Annotated in this window: 13 protein-coding genes; 4 read left to right on the top strand and 9 right to left on the bottom strand. The window is 57.5% G+C overall.

The features are described from left to right. Window positions 1–14: 14 nt before the first annotated feature. From NKK50_RS22885 to NKK50_RS22845, 9 genes are all read right to left on the bottom strand, one after another. Window positions 15–962, bottom strand: coding sequence for a hypothetical protein (locus NKK50_RS22885; RefSeq protein ID WP_352543886.1), 948 nt, complete (start codon window positions 960–962; stop codon window positions 15–17). A gap of 523 nt (window positions 963–1,485) precedes the next feature. Beyond that, entirely contained in the window at window positions 1,486–1,767 is a 282-nt protein-coding gene (locus NKK50_RS22880) for a hypothetical protein (protein ID WP_352543885.1), read from the bottom strand. Between the two features lie 290 nt (window positions 1,768–2,057). Then, on the bottom strand, window positions 2,058–3,083 hold the full coding sequence (locus NKK50_RS22875; RefSeq protein WP_352543884.1) for a site-specific integrase: 1,026 nt from the start codon (window positions 3,081–3,083) through the stop codon (window positions 2,058–2,060). Further along, complete coding sequence (locus NKK50_RS22870) at window positions 3,073–4,155, bottom strand: hypothetical protein (RefSeq protein WP_352543883.1); 1,083 nt, start codon at window positions 4,153–4,155, stop codon at window positions 3,073–3,075. The genes NKK50_RS22875 and NKK50_RS22870 overlap by 11 nt, the downstream gene beginning before the upstream one ends. 1,015 nt (window positions 4,156–5,170) lie before the next feature. Continuing rightward, window positions 5,171–6,607, bottom strand: coding sequence for a phage/plasmid primase, P4 family (locus NKK50_RS22865; RefSeq protein ID WP_352543882.1), 1,437 nt, complete (start codon window positions 6,605–6,607; stop codon window positions 5,171–5,173). 1 nt (window position 6,608) lies between these two features. Further along, window positions 6,609–7,499, bottom strand: a complete 891-nt coding sequence (locus tag NKK50_RS22860; RefSeq protein ID WP_352543881.1) for a DUF7146 domain-containing protein — start codon at window positions 7,497–7,499, stop codon at window positions 6,609–6,611. Window positions 7,500–7,806: 307 nt separating this feature from the next. Beyond that, the gene (locus tag NKK50_RS22855; RefSeq protein ID WP_352543880.1) at window positions 7,807–8,313 is read right to left on the bottom strand and encodes a hypothetical protein; all 507 of its coding nucleotides are present in this window, start codon (window positions 8,311–8,313) and stop codon (window positions 7,807–7,809) included. Window positions 8,314–8,317: 4 nt separating this feature from the next. Then, window positions 8,318–9,529: a tyrosine-type recombinase/integrase gene (locus NKK50_RS22850; RefSeq protein ID WP_352543879.1), complete on the bottom strand. Its 1,212-nt coding sequence runs from the start codon at window positions 9,527–9,529 to the stop codon at window positions 8,318–8,320. 248 nt (window positions 9,530–9,777) lie between these two features. Further along, window positions 9,778–10,965, bottom strand: a complete 1,188-nt coding sequence (locus NKK50_RS22845; protein WP_502896464.1) for a helix-turn-helix domain-containing protein — start codon at window positions 10,963–10,965, stop codon at window positions 9,778–9,780. A gap of 332 nt (window positions 10,966–11,297) precedes the next feature. Between NKK50_RS22845 and NKK50_RS22840 the strand changes: the two genes are divergently transcribed. The 4 genes from NKK50_RS22840 (at window position 11,298) to NKK50_RS22825 (ending at window position 13,873) form a co-directional block, all read left to right on the top strand. Next, window positions 11,298–11,564, top strand: a complete 267-nt coding sequence (locus tag NKK50_RS22840) for an acylphosphatase (RefSeq protein ID WP_352543931.1) — start codon at window positions 11,298–11,300, stop codon at window positions 11,562–11,564. Window positions 11,565–11,721: 157 nt separating this feature from the next. After that, window positions 11,722–12,375, top strand: coding sequence for a Rieske 2Fe-2S domain-containing protein (locus tag NKK50_RS22835; protein WP_023689147.1), 654 nt, complete (start codon window positions 11,722–11,724; stop codon window positions 12,373–12,375). Then, complete coding sequence (locus NKK50_RS22830) at window positions 12,372–13,217, top strand: aromatic ring-hydroxylating oxygenase subunit alpha (protein WP_023689146.1); 846 nt, start codon at window positions 12,372–12,374, stop codon at window positions 13,215–13,217. The genes NKK50_RS22835 and NKK50_RS22830 overlap by 4 nt, the downstream gene beginning before the upstream one ends. Next, window positions 13,214–13,873, top strand: coding sequence for a glutathione S-transferase family protein (locus NKK50_RS22825; RefSeq protein WP_023689145.1), 660 nt, complete (start codon window positions 13,214–13,216; stop codon window positions 13,871–13,873). Before NKK50_RS22830 ends, NKK50_RS22825 begins: the two co-directional genes overlap by 4 nt.

Below are 13,873 nucleotides of genomic sequence, written 5' to 3'. Positions count from 1 at the left end.
CCCGAAGACATCGTTCATTTCCAAGCTCGGTAGAATCGAGAGGGAAATGGAGAGCCATCCGCAACGACCCCGTGTTTCCGCAGAACTCGGTCGCGCCGATGAAAATCTTCTCGCAACAATGCGCCAATCCCGTCACCTCTGCTCGCTGCAAAGGTGGCTCGCTCTATCACATTCCCGATGGTGCCGAGTGCGAACTGCGACGGGAAGTCGGTATTTCGGTCGGCGCACGCGTCGACTGCACGATTGATGGGCCGGTCCACTCCATCTGCGATCATCCGCAGCAGTATCGCGACAACACCCGGCGAAGCCATCCAGGCGGTCTGATAAACACTATCGACCGACCAGCCAGCGCCAGAGAGCGAATCTTCAAAGTCGTTGAGACTCTCTGGATAAAACCACGTTAGCCCCGACGACCGCGTTAGCAAGAGTGGCACTCGGCGCAAATCGCCTATTGGCCTTGAGAACGGAGTACGCAGTTCAATTGGTCGCCCGGTCGGATCGCAGAGGGAGATTTTCGGAACCAGCGTGACACAGGGCACAATCCCCCCTCCGCGCCGGGGGAGCAATTGCAACACCACCTCTCGCCAGAAGTGGATATTAGCTCTCTTACCGTTCTTTGCCGCGTCTCTTTCTGCACCTAGGCGTCCGGCTGCTTTCACCATTGCGAGACTGAAGAGCAAGACGGATGGCGCCAAGGCCTCATCTTGTGGGTGCCTCATGAAGTTATATTCTTCAGTATCCGCAACCTCGGGAGACCCTAGGTGGCGAGCTACTTCTAGTTCTTCAAATGTCAGATCTTCATCGGGCATCGATGGAACACACGCACTTGTTTGGACGGCAAGCAGTTCGGCGACTATCTCGTCTGCGCTATCGACAATGTCTGGAAATGAAGAAAACCACTCGCCAAGATTGAGTTCACGGTTCAGCGCCTCAGATACGCAAAGCCAAGCGTCCGAAACCATTCGTCCACTGTCGAAGAGCGCCTCGGTCTCGGAATTGTAACTAACGTACGTTAATGCCGACGGACCCAGGATTGTCAGGACCGCGGAGGTGTCGTCGAATGACGGATCGTGAGCTCGTAAGACTGCACAAGCTGCGCTCGCGAGCCTCATTCTTACATTCAAATCTAACGGGCCGAATTTGCCCGCGCCTGCGTAAGTGTACTTGTCTCGTCGATAGACTTCCCCAGGATCCCGATCATCGCCAGGTGTGTACGCTGTAGCGACGGCTGCCCGCCCCCCAATACTTTCCGCGCGATCAAGCAGGAGCCTGAGGCTTGTTTGGACGTTTGGGACATCCTCAGCTGCGACCGATAACCGTTTGGTGGCCTTCCCACGACGGAGGTAAAGCTGAACCTCCTCTCGGAGCTCTGATGGAGAGAGCCGGGTTGGACGTAAAGGCGACGGAAGTTCGTCCCGCAACAGCAGCGCGGCTTCGTACTCGTCAAATTCTCTCAGCAAATGAGGCATAGCGACGCTCCCATGTTCAATTTGTACGGTATTGACGAGCGGATTTCGATTTATTTGCCCGCAGGACCGTGACCAAGGAATTGTCCATGGACAGGACCAAGATCACATTTCGCGCCCGTTCTATGTTGGCCCCCACGATCCGTCGCCGCTCGGCGATCCGTCTTCGGCTGACTTCTATGGCAAAGCAGCCGCCGCCGCAGGCAAATTGCCGATCCGCTTCCGCATAGATAATCTGCAGCAAATTCTGGCTAATCCCCCGCTGAAGGCAACGGGCTCTTGCATGCTCTGTGATGTTCATGATGCTGCTCCAAGCTTTTTGACCTGCTAATTGGAGCCGACTTTGATCTCTCGCGCCGTCGCAAAGTGCTCTCGACACATCTTTGAAAGTTGCGACGCGCGATTGAGCGTGGAGCGCCTTCCAAGGAATTGTGGTGAATTGGGGAGCTGTCTCACGCCGGCGCGATTAGGGAAGCCGGTGGCATCTATTTGGTGGCGTATATCACGCCCGATGCCAGCCGACAGCGGGCGAAAACACCATTCTCATCGTTCCGGCAAAGCAGGGGTCAAGCCCATTCTCGAACCTGCCACCTATAGGACCCAAGTCGCGGCATTGTCGGTGAATATGTCGCCATCCCGGATATACCGCGCCAGCATGGCATCGCTTGCATGGCCAGTTTGTGCCCTGATTTTATAGGTTTTTGCCCCGGCCATGGCGGCGCTGGTTGCGAATCCAGATCGAAGCGAATGACCGGAGAAGCCCAAAGGGTCAAGGTTCGCTCTGGCCACGCGCTCCTTCACCACAAGCGAGACGGCCTCGCCGGAAAGGCGCGCTTTGTTGATATGGCCGTGGCGGCTAACCCCCAAGAATATGGGTCCGGCATGAATGTTGGCCTTAGACAGCCATTGATCGAGAGCGGCAACCGGACACCACCGAGTTCGACCAAACGGAATGCCGATCTTGCGGCCAACGGCCGCTTGGTCTGTTTTCGAACGCCGCAATCGGACGATGATCCCTTGTCGAACATGATCGATGTCCTCAACGTCGAGCCCAACCAGCTCAGAACGTCGAAACCCGCCCGCAAACCCAATCAGGAGCAAGGCTCGATCACGAACGCTCTTCGGGTCATTGCCCGTATTATCCAACACAGCTAACAAGTCATCACGCAGGAGTGGTTTTGCTTCAGCTTGGACGGTTCCAAGACTGCGTTTGATGCCCTTGATCGTCGCTCTTACAAGTTCGGACGATGTTGGGCTGGCGCGACCCTTCGCAGTATGAGCTTTGGACAAGGTTGCCAGACGCCGACAAAGTGTCGCTACCGCCAGCGTTTCGGCATGTTCTGCCAAATAGCTGGCAATCATAGTGTCGGTTGCCGGGATGCTGCCGCCCCAAGCTTCGAAATGCGCCAGATCGGCTGCATAGGCGTGTTTTGATCTGGGCGCCAATCCACGCTCGACGTATGCTGAAACTTTGTCCGACAACAACGTTGTGAAGTTAACTTCACAACCGCCTCCGCTCCTTGCCTCCGTCAATTCTTGGCTTTCTGTGAGATCAGGTTCGCAGGTTTTAGATCGCGATAAGAGGGGATTATCACGAGTTAGACGGCTATAGGACATGTTGGCGCTCCTCGTTCAGGAGCGAGATATCGGCACGAAGCAGTGAGATGATTTCGGTGGCGTCGGTGCAATGGGGGCCTTGGCATTCAATTTCCCAGGATCGCCGCAGTTCGTCCGCCACGGGCCAGCGATGGTGGTTCCGCAACAGTCCGCCTTCGACTGCGAATAGGATGTCCCCGAGGAAGTTTATCTGCTGCGAAGATGGGATGTGACGATGGACCCAGCGGGCGGTCATGCAATCCCGCCTGAGCAACCTTTGCAGAGCATGTTGTCCTTCCCTCGAATATCGATCCAAGGCCCAACTCGGTATGGGGCCACTCATTGTTTCGAGCGGGAAATCGTCATCCTCGACTGACGTAGGATCGCCCGCTTTCAGCGTCGAGATCAAGACGACAAGTGGACAGAGGACCTGGCTGGTACGCCGAAACCCTTCCCTCGCAACCTCGACCAGGGTGTGGGGAAGACCGGCTTCGCACATCGTATCAAAGACCGTTTGTGGATCACCCCTTCTTGTCCGCAGATGCGGGGACGGGCAGCGGTCGGTCCCCACAGCGTACCAAAAGGCCAACGCTCGCCTCGGCAGGGGAGTATTGCTATCCGCTATCCGCAGCAGTTCCGGCATCGTTGCATAGGTCAAGTCTAGCCTGGTTTTCTCCAAGGCGGGATGCCGCTCGGCAAACATGAGCAGGTCATCTGCCGCGCGACACTTCGGTGCGTTCACCAGCCGCTCGACAATGAAACTCGCAACTCTCCACTCGCCGCCGATACGTGACCGGAACGTCTTCCCGGCAAGGGATGCGATTACCAGGCTCACAGTGGGGAGATCGGACACGCCAACATCTTCGAAAGCAATAACGCCGCAGCGCCGCCAGAACCCTTCGTGGGACTGCTGAACCAGTGTGGCGGCAGCCTGCAAAGCGAATTGCCGATGCCCTCGCCGGATCGCCTTCTGTAGCAAGGCCATCGCCAGCCAGGGCGAGACATCGAGGGGCTCGGGATTGTCGGGGATGTGGTGTTGTACCTGTTGCGCCAGATCAGCTCGTATGGCGGAGAGGATATCGGGACCGTTCATGTGCCTTCCTCCTTGAAGGGTTCAAGGGGAGGCAGGTGACATCTGACCCACTATTAGATTAGCACTTGAGCATAAGCAGGGAAGAAGAATTGCGACGATACTGCCTAAAGATGCGAAGACGAGGGCACTGCATTCGACAAATTTCGATGCACAGTCGAACGCGGTTGGAACGGCACCAGCCTCCGGAGAACTGATTCGAGTGCCATTTGCGGCGCTGTCTCTTCGGGCAAATCGGCACGCATCTCATCGAACATGATTGACGGCTCTCGGCCCTAGGTTTCACTGCCTGCAAATTTCTCAGCGACCTGCTTCGATGGAGGTCGGGTTGGTCCGGCTGAGTCATGCAAATCCCAAGATTCGAAGGCGAGCAAACCCGGTCTGACATGTTCTGCCCTAAGCGCCTGATGGTACAGAGGTATCTTGGTTATTTGACCCGCCCCAACCCCCCTCCGCGTCGCCTAGGCGTCGTGTCGCGGATCGTGTCCCCGGGGGGGTCAGTGTCCCTAGGCATGTCCCCGCCAGCAAAAGTGCCACTGGTCACGCAAGGTGCGTAAGTGACGGCGCGTAACGCGACATTCGTCTAAAGCGACCATACGGCTGTCAGGTCCTACCATTACTGCGGATGCTGCTTGAGGTGGGTCTGGCACCTTTTCCACCGGTCCTCATCGTAGGCCAAAATCCGCAATTTACGTTCCACCTAGGTCGCCCAAATGTAATTAATTACACAACGCGGCTGACTACCGGTTCTTCTCTGCTAATTCCGCGTTCTTCACACCATTCGTGGTTAGCCAGTACTGTCCCGGTGGCGATCTGGGTGGCAATCTAACGGTCGCACTTCCCAGCGCGCTCGCCCCGGGGATTTCGAACTAGTTTCTGTGGCCCCTGTTGGGAGGATTGGGAGGACCGTCTCACTGCGCACTGCCATAGCCACGTTTCTCAGAAGTACTGACCATCTGCTCGATGGAAGGCCTTACGGCCGATCCTCCCGATCCTCCCGAACCTCCCGATCCGCCCATCATCCTTTTACTTCGGAGCCGAGAGCGTTAGAGTTCGGCGGCGATTTCGGTTGAATGCCGAGGTACATCGTTACGCAGCTTTTTGTCTTCGAGTGGCCCCGTTGGGTCAAAGCCGAACCGAATGTTTTCGAAGAGCCGGGTTGTTCGCCGTGATCCAGCGCGAATGCCTTCCAGGAGTTGAAGAGCGTGGACGCGGAAGCCTTCTTGTCAGCTCCAACTTCGCACCCTGACGCAATCCACTGGCCAACTAAATCTTGCTCGTCGAAATAATCTTCGGTCGCCTGTAAGACCGCGTCTGGTCTGACTAGCCCGTTAGCTTGCCAATCGAGACAGCCAGCGATCATCCAGCGCAGAATTCCTGCGTACTCGGTCCTCAGTTTTGTCACCAGAGCTCGGTCAGGCTTTGTCGGTTTATGAAGAAATGGAACGATGTTGAAGCGCCGGCGGGCGGCGTCGTTTACGCTTCCCAATTGCGGCTTATAGTTGCCGACGATGATGAACTTGAAGACTGGAGTAAACGTAAAATGATCACGCCTCATGAAGTTCGCTGTTACGGGATCTCCGCCAGTCAGCTGATTGATGCGACTCTCTGCCCACGCTTGCCCCTTCTCGGTTTCAGAAACGCCCACAATTCGTGCGCCATGTAGCATTGCGAGTTCAGTCAAATGCCGTGTGTTTCGTGTCGCGGCAAACGTCTCCATAGCTGCAGTCTTAGCGTATTCACCCGCTATCTCTGAGATCACGGTTTGCAGCACGCTCTTACCATTTCCACCGGCGCCATAGATGAAAACCAAGGCCTGCTCGGTGGTGACGCCGGTGAGGCAGTAGCCCGCATACTGCTGCAGAAACCTTTCAAGCGCCTGGTCGCCCCCTGTGGCCTCCGATAAGAATTTGCTGAAGGTGGGGCATGGTGTGCCCTCTGTCGCGGGCACTACGCTTGTGAGTTTGGTGATGTAATCGTCGCGCTTGGCCTCGTTTAGCTTTCCAGTCTTTAGATCCACCGTCCCACCGGGTGTACCTAGCAATAAGGGATTCCGGTCCCAAATCTCGGCCGTTACCGACAACTGCGGATCGGCGCGTGCCATATGCTCCACCCCTTCAGCGGCCTTCTTGGACGCCATCCGGGTTTGGCCCCCTCGATGCAGCCGACACAGCTCGCGGGCGTAATGGAAGGCAAGTTTGGTGCCGTCTTCTTTCCAATGTGTGTTCGACCAGATGAACCACTTGCCGAGAGTGTGGTCGTAGCGAAGGTTGTCGCTATGACGGGTCGCGAAGTCATCGGCAACCCAGTCTTCGGTCAGCTCGGATATGTCCTTTGACGCGCCGGCGGGAAAGCTGAGAACGATGCCAGGTTTCCCATCGGACGGCCCGGCGTCAAGAGAGCCTCCAGCTACAGCAGGTGCCAATGAGCTTTTCTTGGTTATTTTCAGCGACATCTCACGCGCTCTCGACCAGATGATAGGTGTTCCAATCGGAATTCAGGGTGGGCGGGTATCGAATTTCCACGCCGGTGCCAGCCTTCGCATGTCGCCTGGCGCACCGCCGAGCGGCTTGCAGACCCGCTGCGTCATGGTCGGCGAAGATGATAAGCCGCCTCAACCCCTTCAGCACAGGTAAGGAGCTGACGCCGCCTGCTGACATGACTGCCCAGACTGGGACGCCGAAGATTTGAGAGGCGCTGAACGCAGTTTCGATACCTTCGGCGATTCCAAGCAATGAGGACGCGGGTTGAAGTCGAATAGCCGCTCCCGATGCAACGCCCAGCATCATCTTAGGACTTGAGCCTCGCGGCATGGCCCGCTTGCCCGTGCCGCCCTCTTTCAACGCGGTCCGATGGATGCCTCTTGGCTCACCGGTGATCACATCGCGCATCAACGCTATCATCGCTGGAAGCTCATTTCCTGGCCCAAACGGGCAGCACGGGTGAAAGCGAAGCGTCTCAGCCGTGATGGAGGGTGGGAGCACGCAGCCGCGGGTGGCGAGATAGGTTTCAACCTTCGTTCCATGTGGCGGGAAAGATTGCTCCCATATTCTCAGCGCGGAAAATATCCGCCCACTCCACGGTGCTGCGCTCTCATCGACTCCAGTGCCTCCTTCGACACGGAATGATCCGTTTTTCGAGATTGCCTGAAGTCTTGCCCGCACGTGATCGCGGCAATCGACAGGGTCATCGCCGGCGAAGCTGTGAATGCGTAAGCCGTTTGTCTCCTTTCGATCTAGCAACATGCCCAGAGAGCGATCGCTCTTGCTATGGCCAGGCCCGGGGATATTGATCCATCGGCCGTTCACGTCACCGCCAAGGCGTTTCGCGAGGTCAGCAATTTTCATGACGCGGATCTCGGCGTAACACGCTCCGATGTTGATGACCGCATGCGCGCAGACAGCCACAAATACAGGTCGGACTCACGATAGAGGACGAGTTTGTGCCCCGACTTTGCGTATGGGGGCCCATCACCGCGCACCCTCATTTTGGCGAGACTGGAGACTGACAAGTGCAGAATATGAGCGGCCTTGTCAGGACGAATGAACACATCTTGGGGCATCTGAGGTCCTTTCTCGGTATCGAGTGTCAGGATGATTCCTCAAACGACTAGTGATTTCGAGACTAACTAATGCGGCGATAAGTTGGCCTAGCTTAATCTACAACGAAGCCGCGGTAGGGATATAGCATCATCGCTTCCTCGGGGTCCTTTAGCGCCTTTTGTACCTTCTTATACGATGCGCGGATCGTATCCTCCCCTCCCTCGGCGGATGTCCCCTTCAGGCCCTCAGAGGCTGGTTGATAGGCCTCTTCCAGGGTGACACCCGTGTTCATCAACGCTCGAACACGCAGGTATCGCAAAAGGTGTTTTTGATGGTCAAAGTATGCCGCCGAGTCATTTCCGTGCTTTCCTTTTCCTATGGTTTTTCCCCTCTCTATGCGTTCGATGACAAGATCGCGTGAAGCCGCTAAAATCCACTTTGGGACGGTTACGCCGCCTTCTTCGCCTGCGAGTTCATCGCAAAAGGTCAGCGCGTCTTGGAGGGCTCGCATCACCCCCGCGTTGTAAAACTCGCGAAAAGCGGCCAGTCGCTCATGGGGACGAAAAATTGGCTGTGATAGAGCCTGAAAGGCTTGAGGAAATTCAGGACTTTTGGTCATTTCCCTAGTCGCTTTCCCCGATCCAACTTGCTGCAATGGTCCGCCCGGCGCGCTGCGATGCGTCACGTTGGGATTCATCTACCAAATGAGCATAAACCTGCGTAGTTCGCAGGTCTCGGTGCCCAAGGAGCTTTCCAATCATCAGCAGGCTATTGCCGTCCTTTGCAAGGATCGTTGCGAACGAATGTCGCAGATCGTGGATTCGTACATCGGGGAAGTTGGCGGCAGCCCGAACTTTCTGCCAACCATCCTGTAATGCGGTGAAATGACCCGAACCCGACGCTGCGGGAAACACGTACGGATTTCCCGCCACCATGGGCCGGGCGCGAAGTATCGAAAGCGCTTGATCGTTTAAGGGAATTTTCCGTGCACCAGTCTTGGTATCGGCGAGATCGAGATAGCCGTTCTCGAAGTCCACTTCAGACCACTGAAGCTTCATAATTTCGCTTTTCCTACAGCCCGTCAGGATGAGCAGCTTGATTACAGGCACGACGTTGGCATTCATTGCCATTGAGGCGGGATGACTGAGTGCTTTCCCAAGCCGACCAAGTTCTTCGATCGTCAGGAACCGCTCGCGCTTTCTGTATTTGGGCGTCGTTACATTCCTCACAGGGTTGTCGGTTCGGAGCTTGAATTTCTGGGCAAAGGTGAAAATTCCACCGAGCAACCCGACGGTGCGAGTGGCCGTCCCCCTACCGCCTCGGACTCTAGCCAGGCCTCGTTTTCCTGTCTTGTGGTCGCCCGCCGTCTTGCCCGCAACGATGGCTTTCACGAAAGCCTCGACATCTGCCGACGAAACGGCTCTTACGAGCAGATGGCCGAGAAGCGGTTTGATATGGCGTGAAATGCGACCACGATCCGTTTCGACGGTTGACGGTTTCTTGTGCTCACACCCTGTCCCCAGATAGATGTCGCAGAGCGCGGATACGGATATGTCTTTGGCAATAGCGTGACGCTCGGAAGATGGATCGCGACCGTCATTTACATCGTCGCGCAGTTTCACTGCCCGCTTCAAGGCTTTGTCAGGAGTCCACGCCCCATACGATCCAATAGCGATCCGACGGGTTCGTCCATGATGCCGATACTGGAACAGATACGACTTTTTTCCGGAGGGGAAGATACGAAGGCCAAAGCCTGGAAAGCCATCATCCCAGATGATGTATTCTTTGTTTCTTATCTCCGCCGCATCGACCGTACGTTTGGACAGTTTCGTCATCGAATGCTCCAACCAACTCGAGCCCCACGGAAGCACTACGGAAGCAGCCAAGGGGAACTCAGAGGAAACTATTGGATAGTAAACCGCAAAGTGGTATTGCGTAAATATATGATTTGTCTCTGCAATTATCTCGATAGCTATCATTCGGAAATGAACAGTGTATCTCTCCGAAGGCAGAGGTCACAGGTTCGAATCCTGTCGGGTGCGCCAGCTTACCGAGGGTCCATTCCGGACACATAGGTTACGGTTTATATCGGAGACATGGGTAACACTTTTGGCCCGAAGGGGTTTTGGAGTGGTTCGAGCCTGCATGTCTCATCATCGAAGTAGCCCAAATCATAATCCATGAAGGAAGCCAGCCAGATATGGTCCTCGACCTGTTTGATGCCGACGGTCTGGCCGGCAAAGACGAGGCTGAGGTTGATCTTCTTGCGATTGTAGCAGATGCGGCCGCAGGTGGTGACGGTGACGGCCTTGTCGTGAAACGGATAATCGAGATCCGGCAGGCCGGCATAGATGCGCGGTGACGGCGTGTAGCGCTCGGCTGGACAGGCCATGTCGAGCGCCTGATGTGGGCGTTCTGAGTTGAACTCATTGATGAAGTCATCGAACCTGGCCTGCTGCTGCAGGAAATTGGCGCCAGCCGGTTTGGTGGTTTCCTTCTTGAGAGTCAGGTGCATGCGCTCATGGCGCCCGTTCTGCTGCGGACAGCCCGGCTGGATGCGCTCGATGTCGATGCCCAGGCGCAGCCACCAGACCGACAGTTTGCTGAGATTGAACAGCGCGTTTGGGCTGGCAAAGGGAACGCCGTTGTCGGTCCTGATGGCGCTGGGCAGGCCGAACTCTTTGGAAACGCTCTCGAACACCGTGAAGGCATAGGCTTCCTTGGTAGTCGACAACGCCTCGCAGGCGATGAGATAGCGGCTGGCGAAGTCGGTGATCGTCAGCGGATAGCAATAGCGCCGATCGGCGAGCATGAACTCGCCTTTGTAGTCGGCACACCACAGATCGTTGGGCCGATAGCCGTTTGAAAGTAGTGTTCCCATCGCCCTGTTGCGCCTTCGCTTGCGGCGCTCGACCAGGCCATGGCGGTCGAGAACCGCATGCACCGTCGAGATCGCAGGCCGGTGAACGTCAGGATACAGCCGGGCCAACCGTTCGCGTATCTTTGGCGCACCCCAGGTCGGCTTGTCTTGCTTGAGGCGCACAATCAGCTTCTCGATTTGAAACGGAAGCTGATTGGCGTGGCGGTAGGGTCGGCGTGATCGATCCGTCAGCCCCTCAAGGCCACTGTCATTGTAGCGTGTGAGGATCTTGTAGCCGGTCTTGCGCGAGATATCGAACTCACGGCAAAGCACCGCCATCTTCTCGCCGTCCAGCAGCCGGGCAATGAACTTCAGCCGCTCTTCCATGACGTTACACTCCTTCCAAGGCACCTTGCTCTCCTTGCAAAGGGCCGAAAGTGTAACCCATGTCTCCGGAATGAACTGTCACCCATCTCTCGGGAAGGGCAGATGCATTACAATAGCTTGGATAACCCTAAAGAGCGTCGCGCTGAACGGATTCATGCGACCGCTTGAAGTCTTTGTTTAATGCATGTCGTTGTCCCACAACCTCGGCACTTCTGGGCGACATGCATGAGTGCCCGGGTCTAGGCACGGGCGATCAGTCGATATTCGGTGTTATTGGCGCGTCGATTACCACTTCCGCCCGTTCAGTCAGACGCTATGCTGCTGACCGTGACACCAAGGCGCGCGTTCCGTTCGTGATGAAGCAAAGTCAACACCGCTTGCATGAGCGGATGACCATTCGCGGCCACCTCGAACCCGCGTCCTTCCTGCCCTGGATCATGCGCCATGCGGCCAAGCTCGGTCTCGCGCACCACATCGCTCATGCAAGCACCGATCGCATCGAACTCGATATTGCCGGTGCGGCGGAACTGATCGACATGATGGAGATGGGATGTTCGCTTGGGCCCATTGAAGTCTGGGTCGAGACGATCGACCGCGCGCCTGTCGAGCAAAAAAACGTATAGCTTTGCGTGTGGTTACCCTCCGTTTGCACTTAATTTAATCAATATTGCAATTGCGAAATAATTATGCATACGTCAGCCGCATCGAGCGGTTCGCCAACTCCTTGCGCCGGCATCTCTCTGGTCGGGAAACAGTAGTATCAGTACGGAAAGTAAGGTCATGCTGTCCGACAAGACGGACACCTGGGTGCCGGTCGCCCTTTCCCAGGATCTGCCAACAGGACAGGTAATGCCGGGGCGGACGCCCGCCGGTCCCATTGCCCTCTGGCGAAGCCAATCGGGGCGCTTGGCGGCATCGGCGGATCGCTGTCCGCATCGCGGCATGCGCCTCTCCCATGGCTTCGTGCGCGGCGAGGCGCTCTCCTGCATCTATCACGGCTGGACCTATTCGCAGGCCGGTCAGTGCCTGCGCATTCCTGCCCATCCCAGCCTCACGCCGCCGGAGACGATTCGCGTTGCGACCCGGTTGGTCGAAGAGGCGGGCGGGATCATCTGGGTCGCTGATGGAGAGCCTGACGGCAAGCCACCCCTTTTTGAGGGTTACGTCCCGCTCCGTTCATTGACGGCCCGCGCCGGATGTTCGGCACTCTCGGTCGCTGCCGGTACGAAGGCCACCGTTGAAGGATACGTCTGGCAGGCGCCCGGCGCGCCGGCAATCCGCCTGGTGCCTATCCCGCAGGAAGCCGGCGAGACGCTGATCCACGTCCTTGTTCCAGCCGATTGCGATGCGTCCGAGCGCATCGCCGCCTCGCGAGCCGCCGAGAGCCTTCGGCGCATGGCCGAAGGGATCGAGGCGAAAGGGGCTGTGCCATGATCGACGATGCGATGCGCGACGAATGGTATCCGGTCGGGCTTTTCAGCCGGCTCGACCGCTATGGGCGCGAGACCACCCTGATGGACGAGCCGATCAAGGTTGCGCTCGACGCCGATGGCGCGGCGAAAGTGACAGGCGAAAACGGGCGCGTGCTGCCGGTTTCGGTGCGCTATGGCCATATCTGGTCGTCGCTCGGCGAACCGAAGAAACCGGTCTTCCCAATTCCCGAGGCAGACCAGCCCGGGCGCCGCTTCGTCGATGTCGGCGTGGTGCGGGTGCGCTGCTCGCCGCTCCGCGCCGTCGAGAACTTCCTCGACATCGCACACTTCCCCTTCGTCCATACCGACATCCTCGGCTCGGAGCCGCATACCGAGGTCGAAAACTACAAGGTCGAGATCCGCGAGGAAGAGGACGAGGTCTGGGCGACCCAGGTGAAGTTCTACCAGCCGCAGGCGGCGAAATCCGCGAGCGGAGGTATCACGACGGAATACATGTACCGCGTGCCGGCTCCGACCTGCTCAGTCCTCTACAAGACCTGCCCGCCGCGCCCGGGCGAATGGGATGTCATTACGCTATTCGTCCAACCGCTTGCCGAGGATCTCTGCGACGTCTGGCCGTGGATGGCGCTTTTCGATGACGAGACGCCACAGACCGACCTCATCCATTTCCAGCAGACGATTTTCCTGCAGGACCGCTCGATCCTCGAAAACCAGATCCCGCGTCTTCTGCCGCTCGATCCCGGCATGGAAATCCCGACGCGCGCCGACCTGACCTCGGTCGCCTATCGCCGCTGGCTGAAGCGCCACAATTATACCTACGGCGCGCAATTGGTGGCACAGTGAAGCTTTACGACTACATCCTCTCCCCAAGTTGCTACAAGGTGCGCCTGATGGCGACGCTGTCAGGTGTGAAGCTCGAAATCCGCCCGGTCGACTTCCATCCCGGCGCCGAGCATCGTGGCCCCGAGCTTATGGCGCTTAATCCGGGAGGCTCCATCCCGATCCTTGAAGACGGCGACCTGATCCTGACCGAGTCTTCCGCCATGCTTGGCTATCTCGCCGCGAAGGCAGCACCGGCCTGGCTCGGCAGCGGCGCCCCCGAGGAGACGGCGCGCATCCAGCAATGGCTTTCCTTCTCGCACAGGCTGACCGCCAACCTCGGCGGCGCGCGCCTGCATGAGATGCTGCTGCGCCCCGGTGACATCGGTGCGCTTCAGGCCAATGGCATAGCGGCACTACGTGAGCTGGAAGCCGGCCTCTTCGAACAAAAAATGCGTGGCGACCGGTTTCTCGCTTCCGACCGGCCGACGATTGCCGACATTGCTTGCTTTCCCTATGTCGCGCTCGCGCCCGACGGCGGCGTTTCCCTCGATTCGTATCCCACGATCCGGCTCTGGTCGCGAGCGCTCCGCAGCCTCGACAATTTCATCGAGATGCCCGGTATCCACCGGCTGCACGAGTTGAAGCCCGAACCGCGACCCATGCTGGACGAGGCGTGA

It is taken from the genome of Mesorhizobium sp. M0001 (assembly GCF_040324255.1).
Classification (GTDB): Bacteria; Pseudomonadota; Alphaproteobacteria; order Rhizobiales; family Rhizobiaceae; genus Mesorhizobium.
Note: the sequence above shows the minus strand (reverse complement) of the source record. Positions and strands in the feature narration are given on the sequence as shown.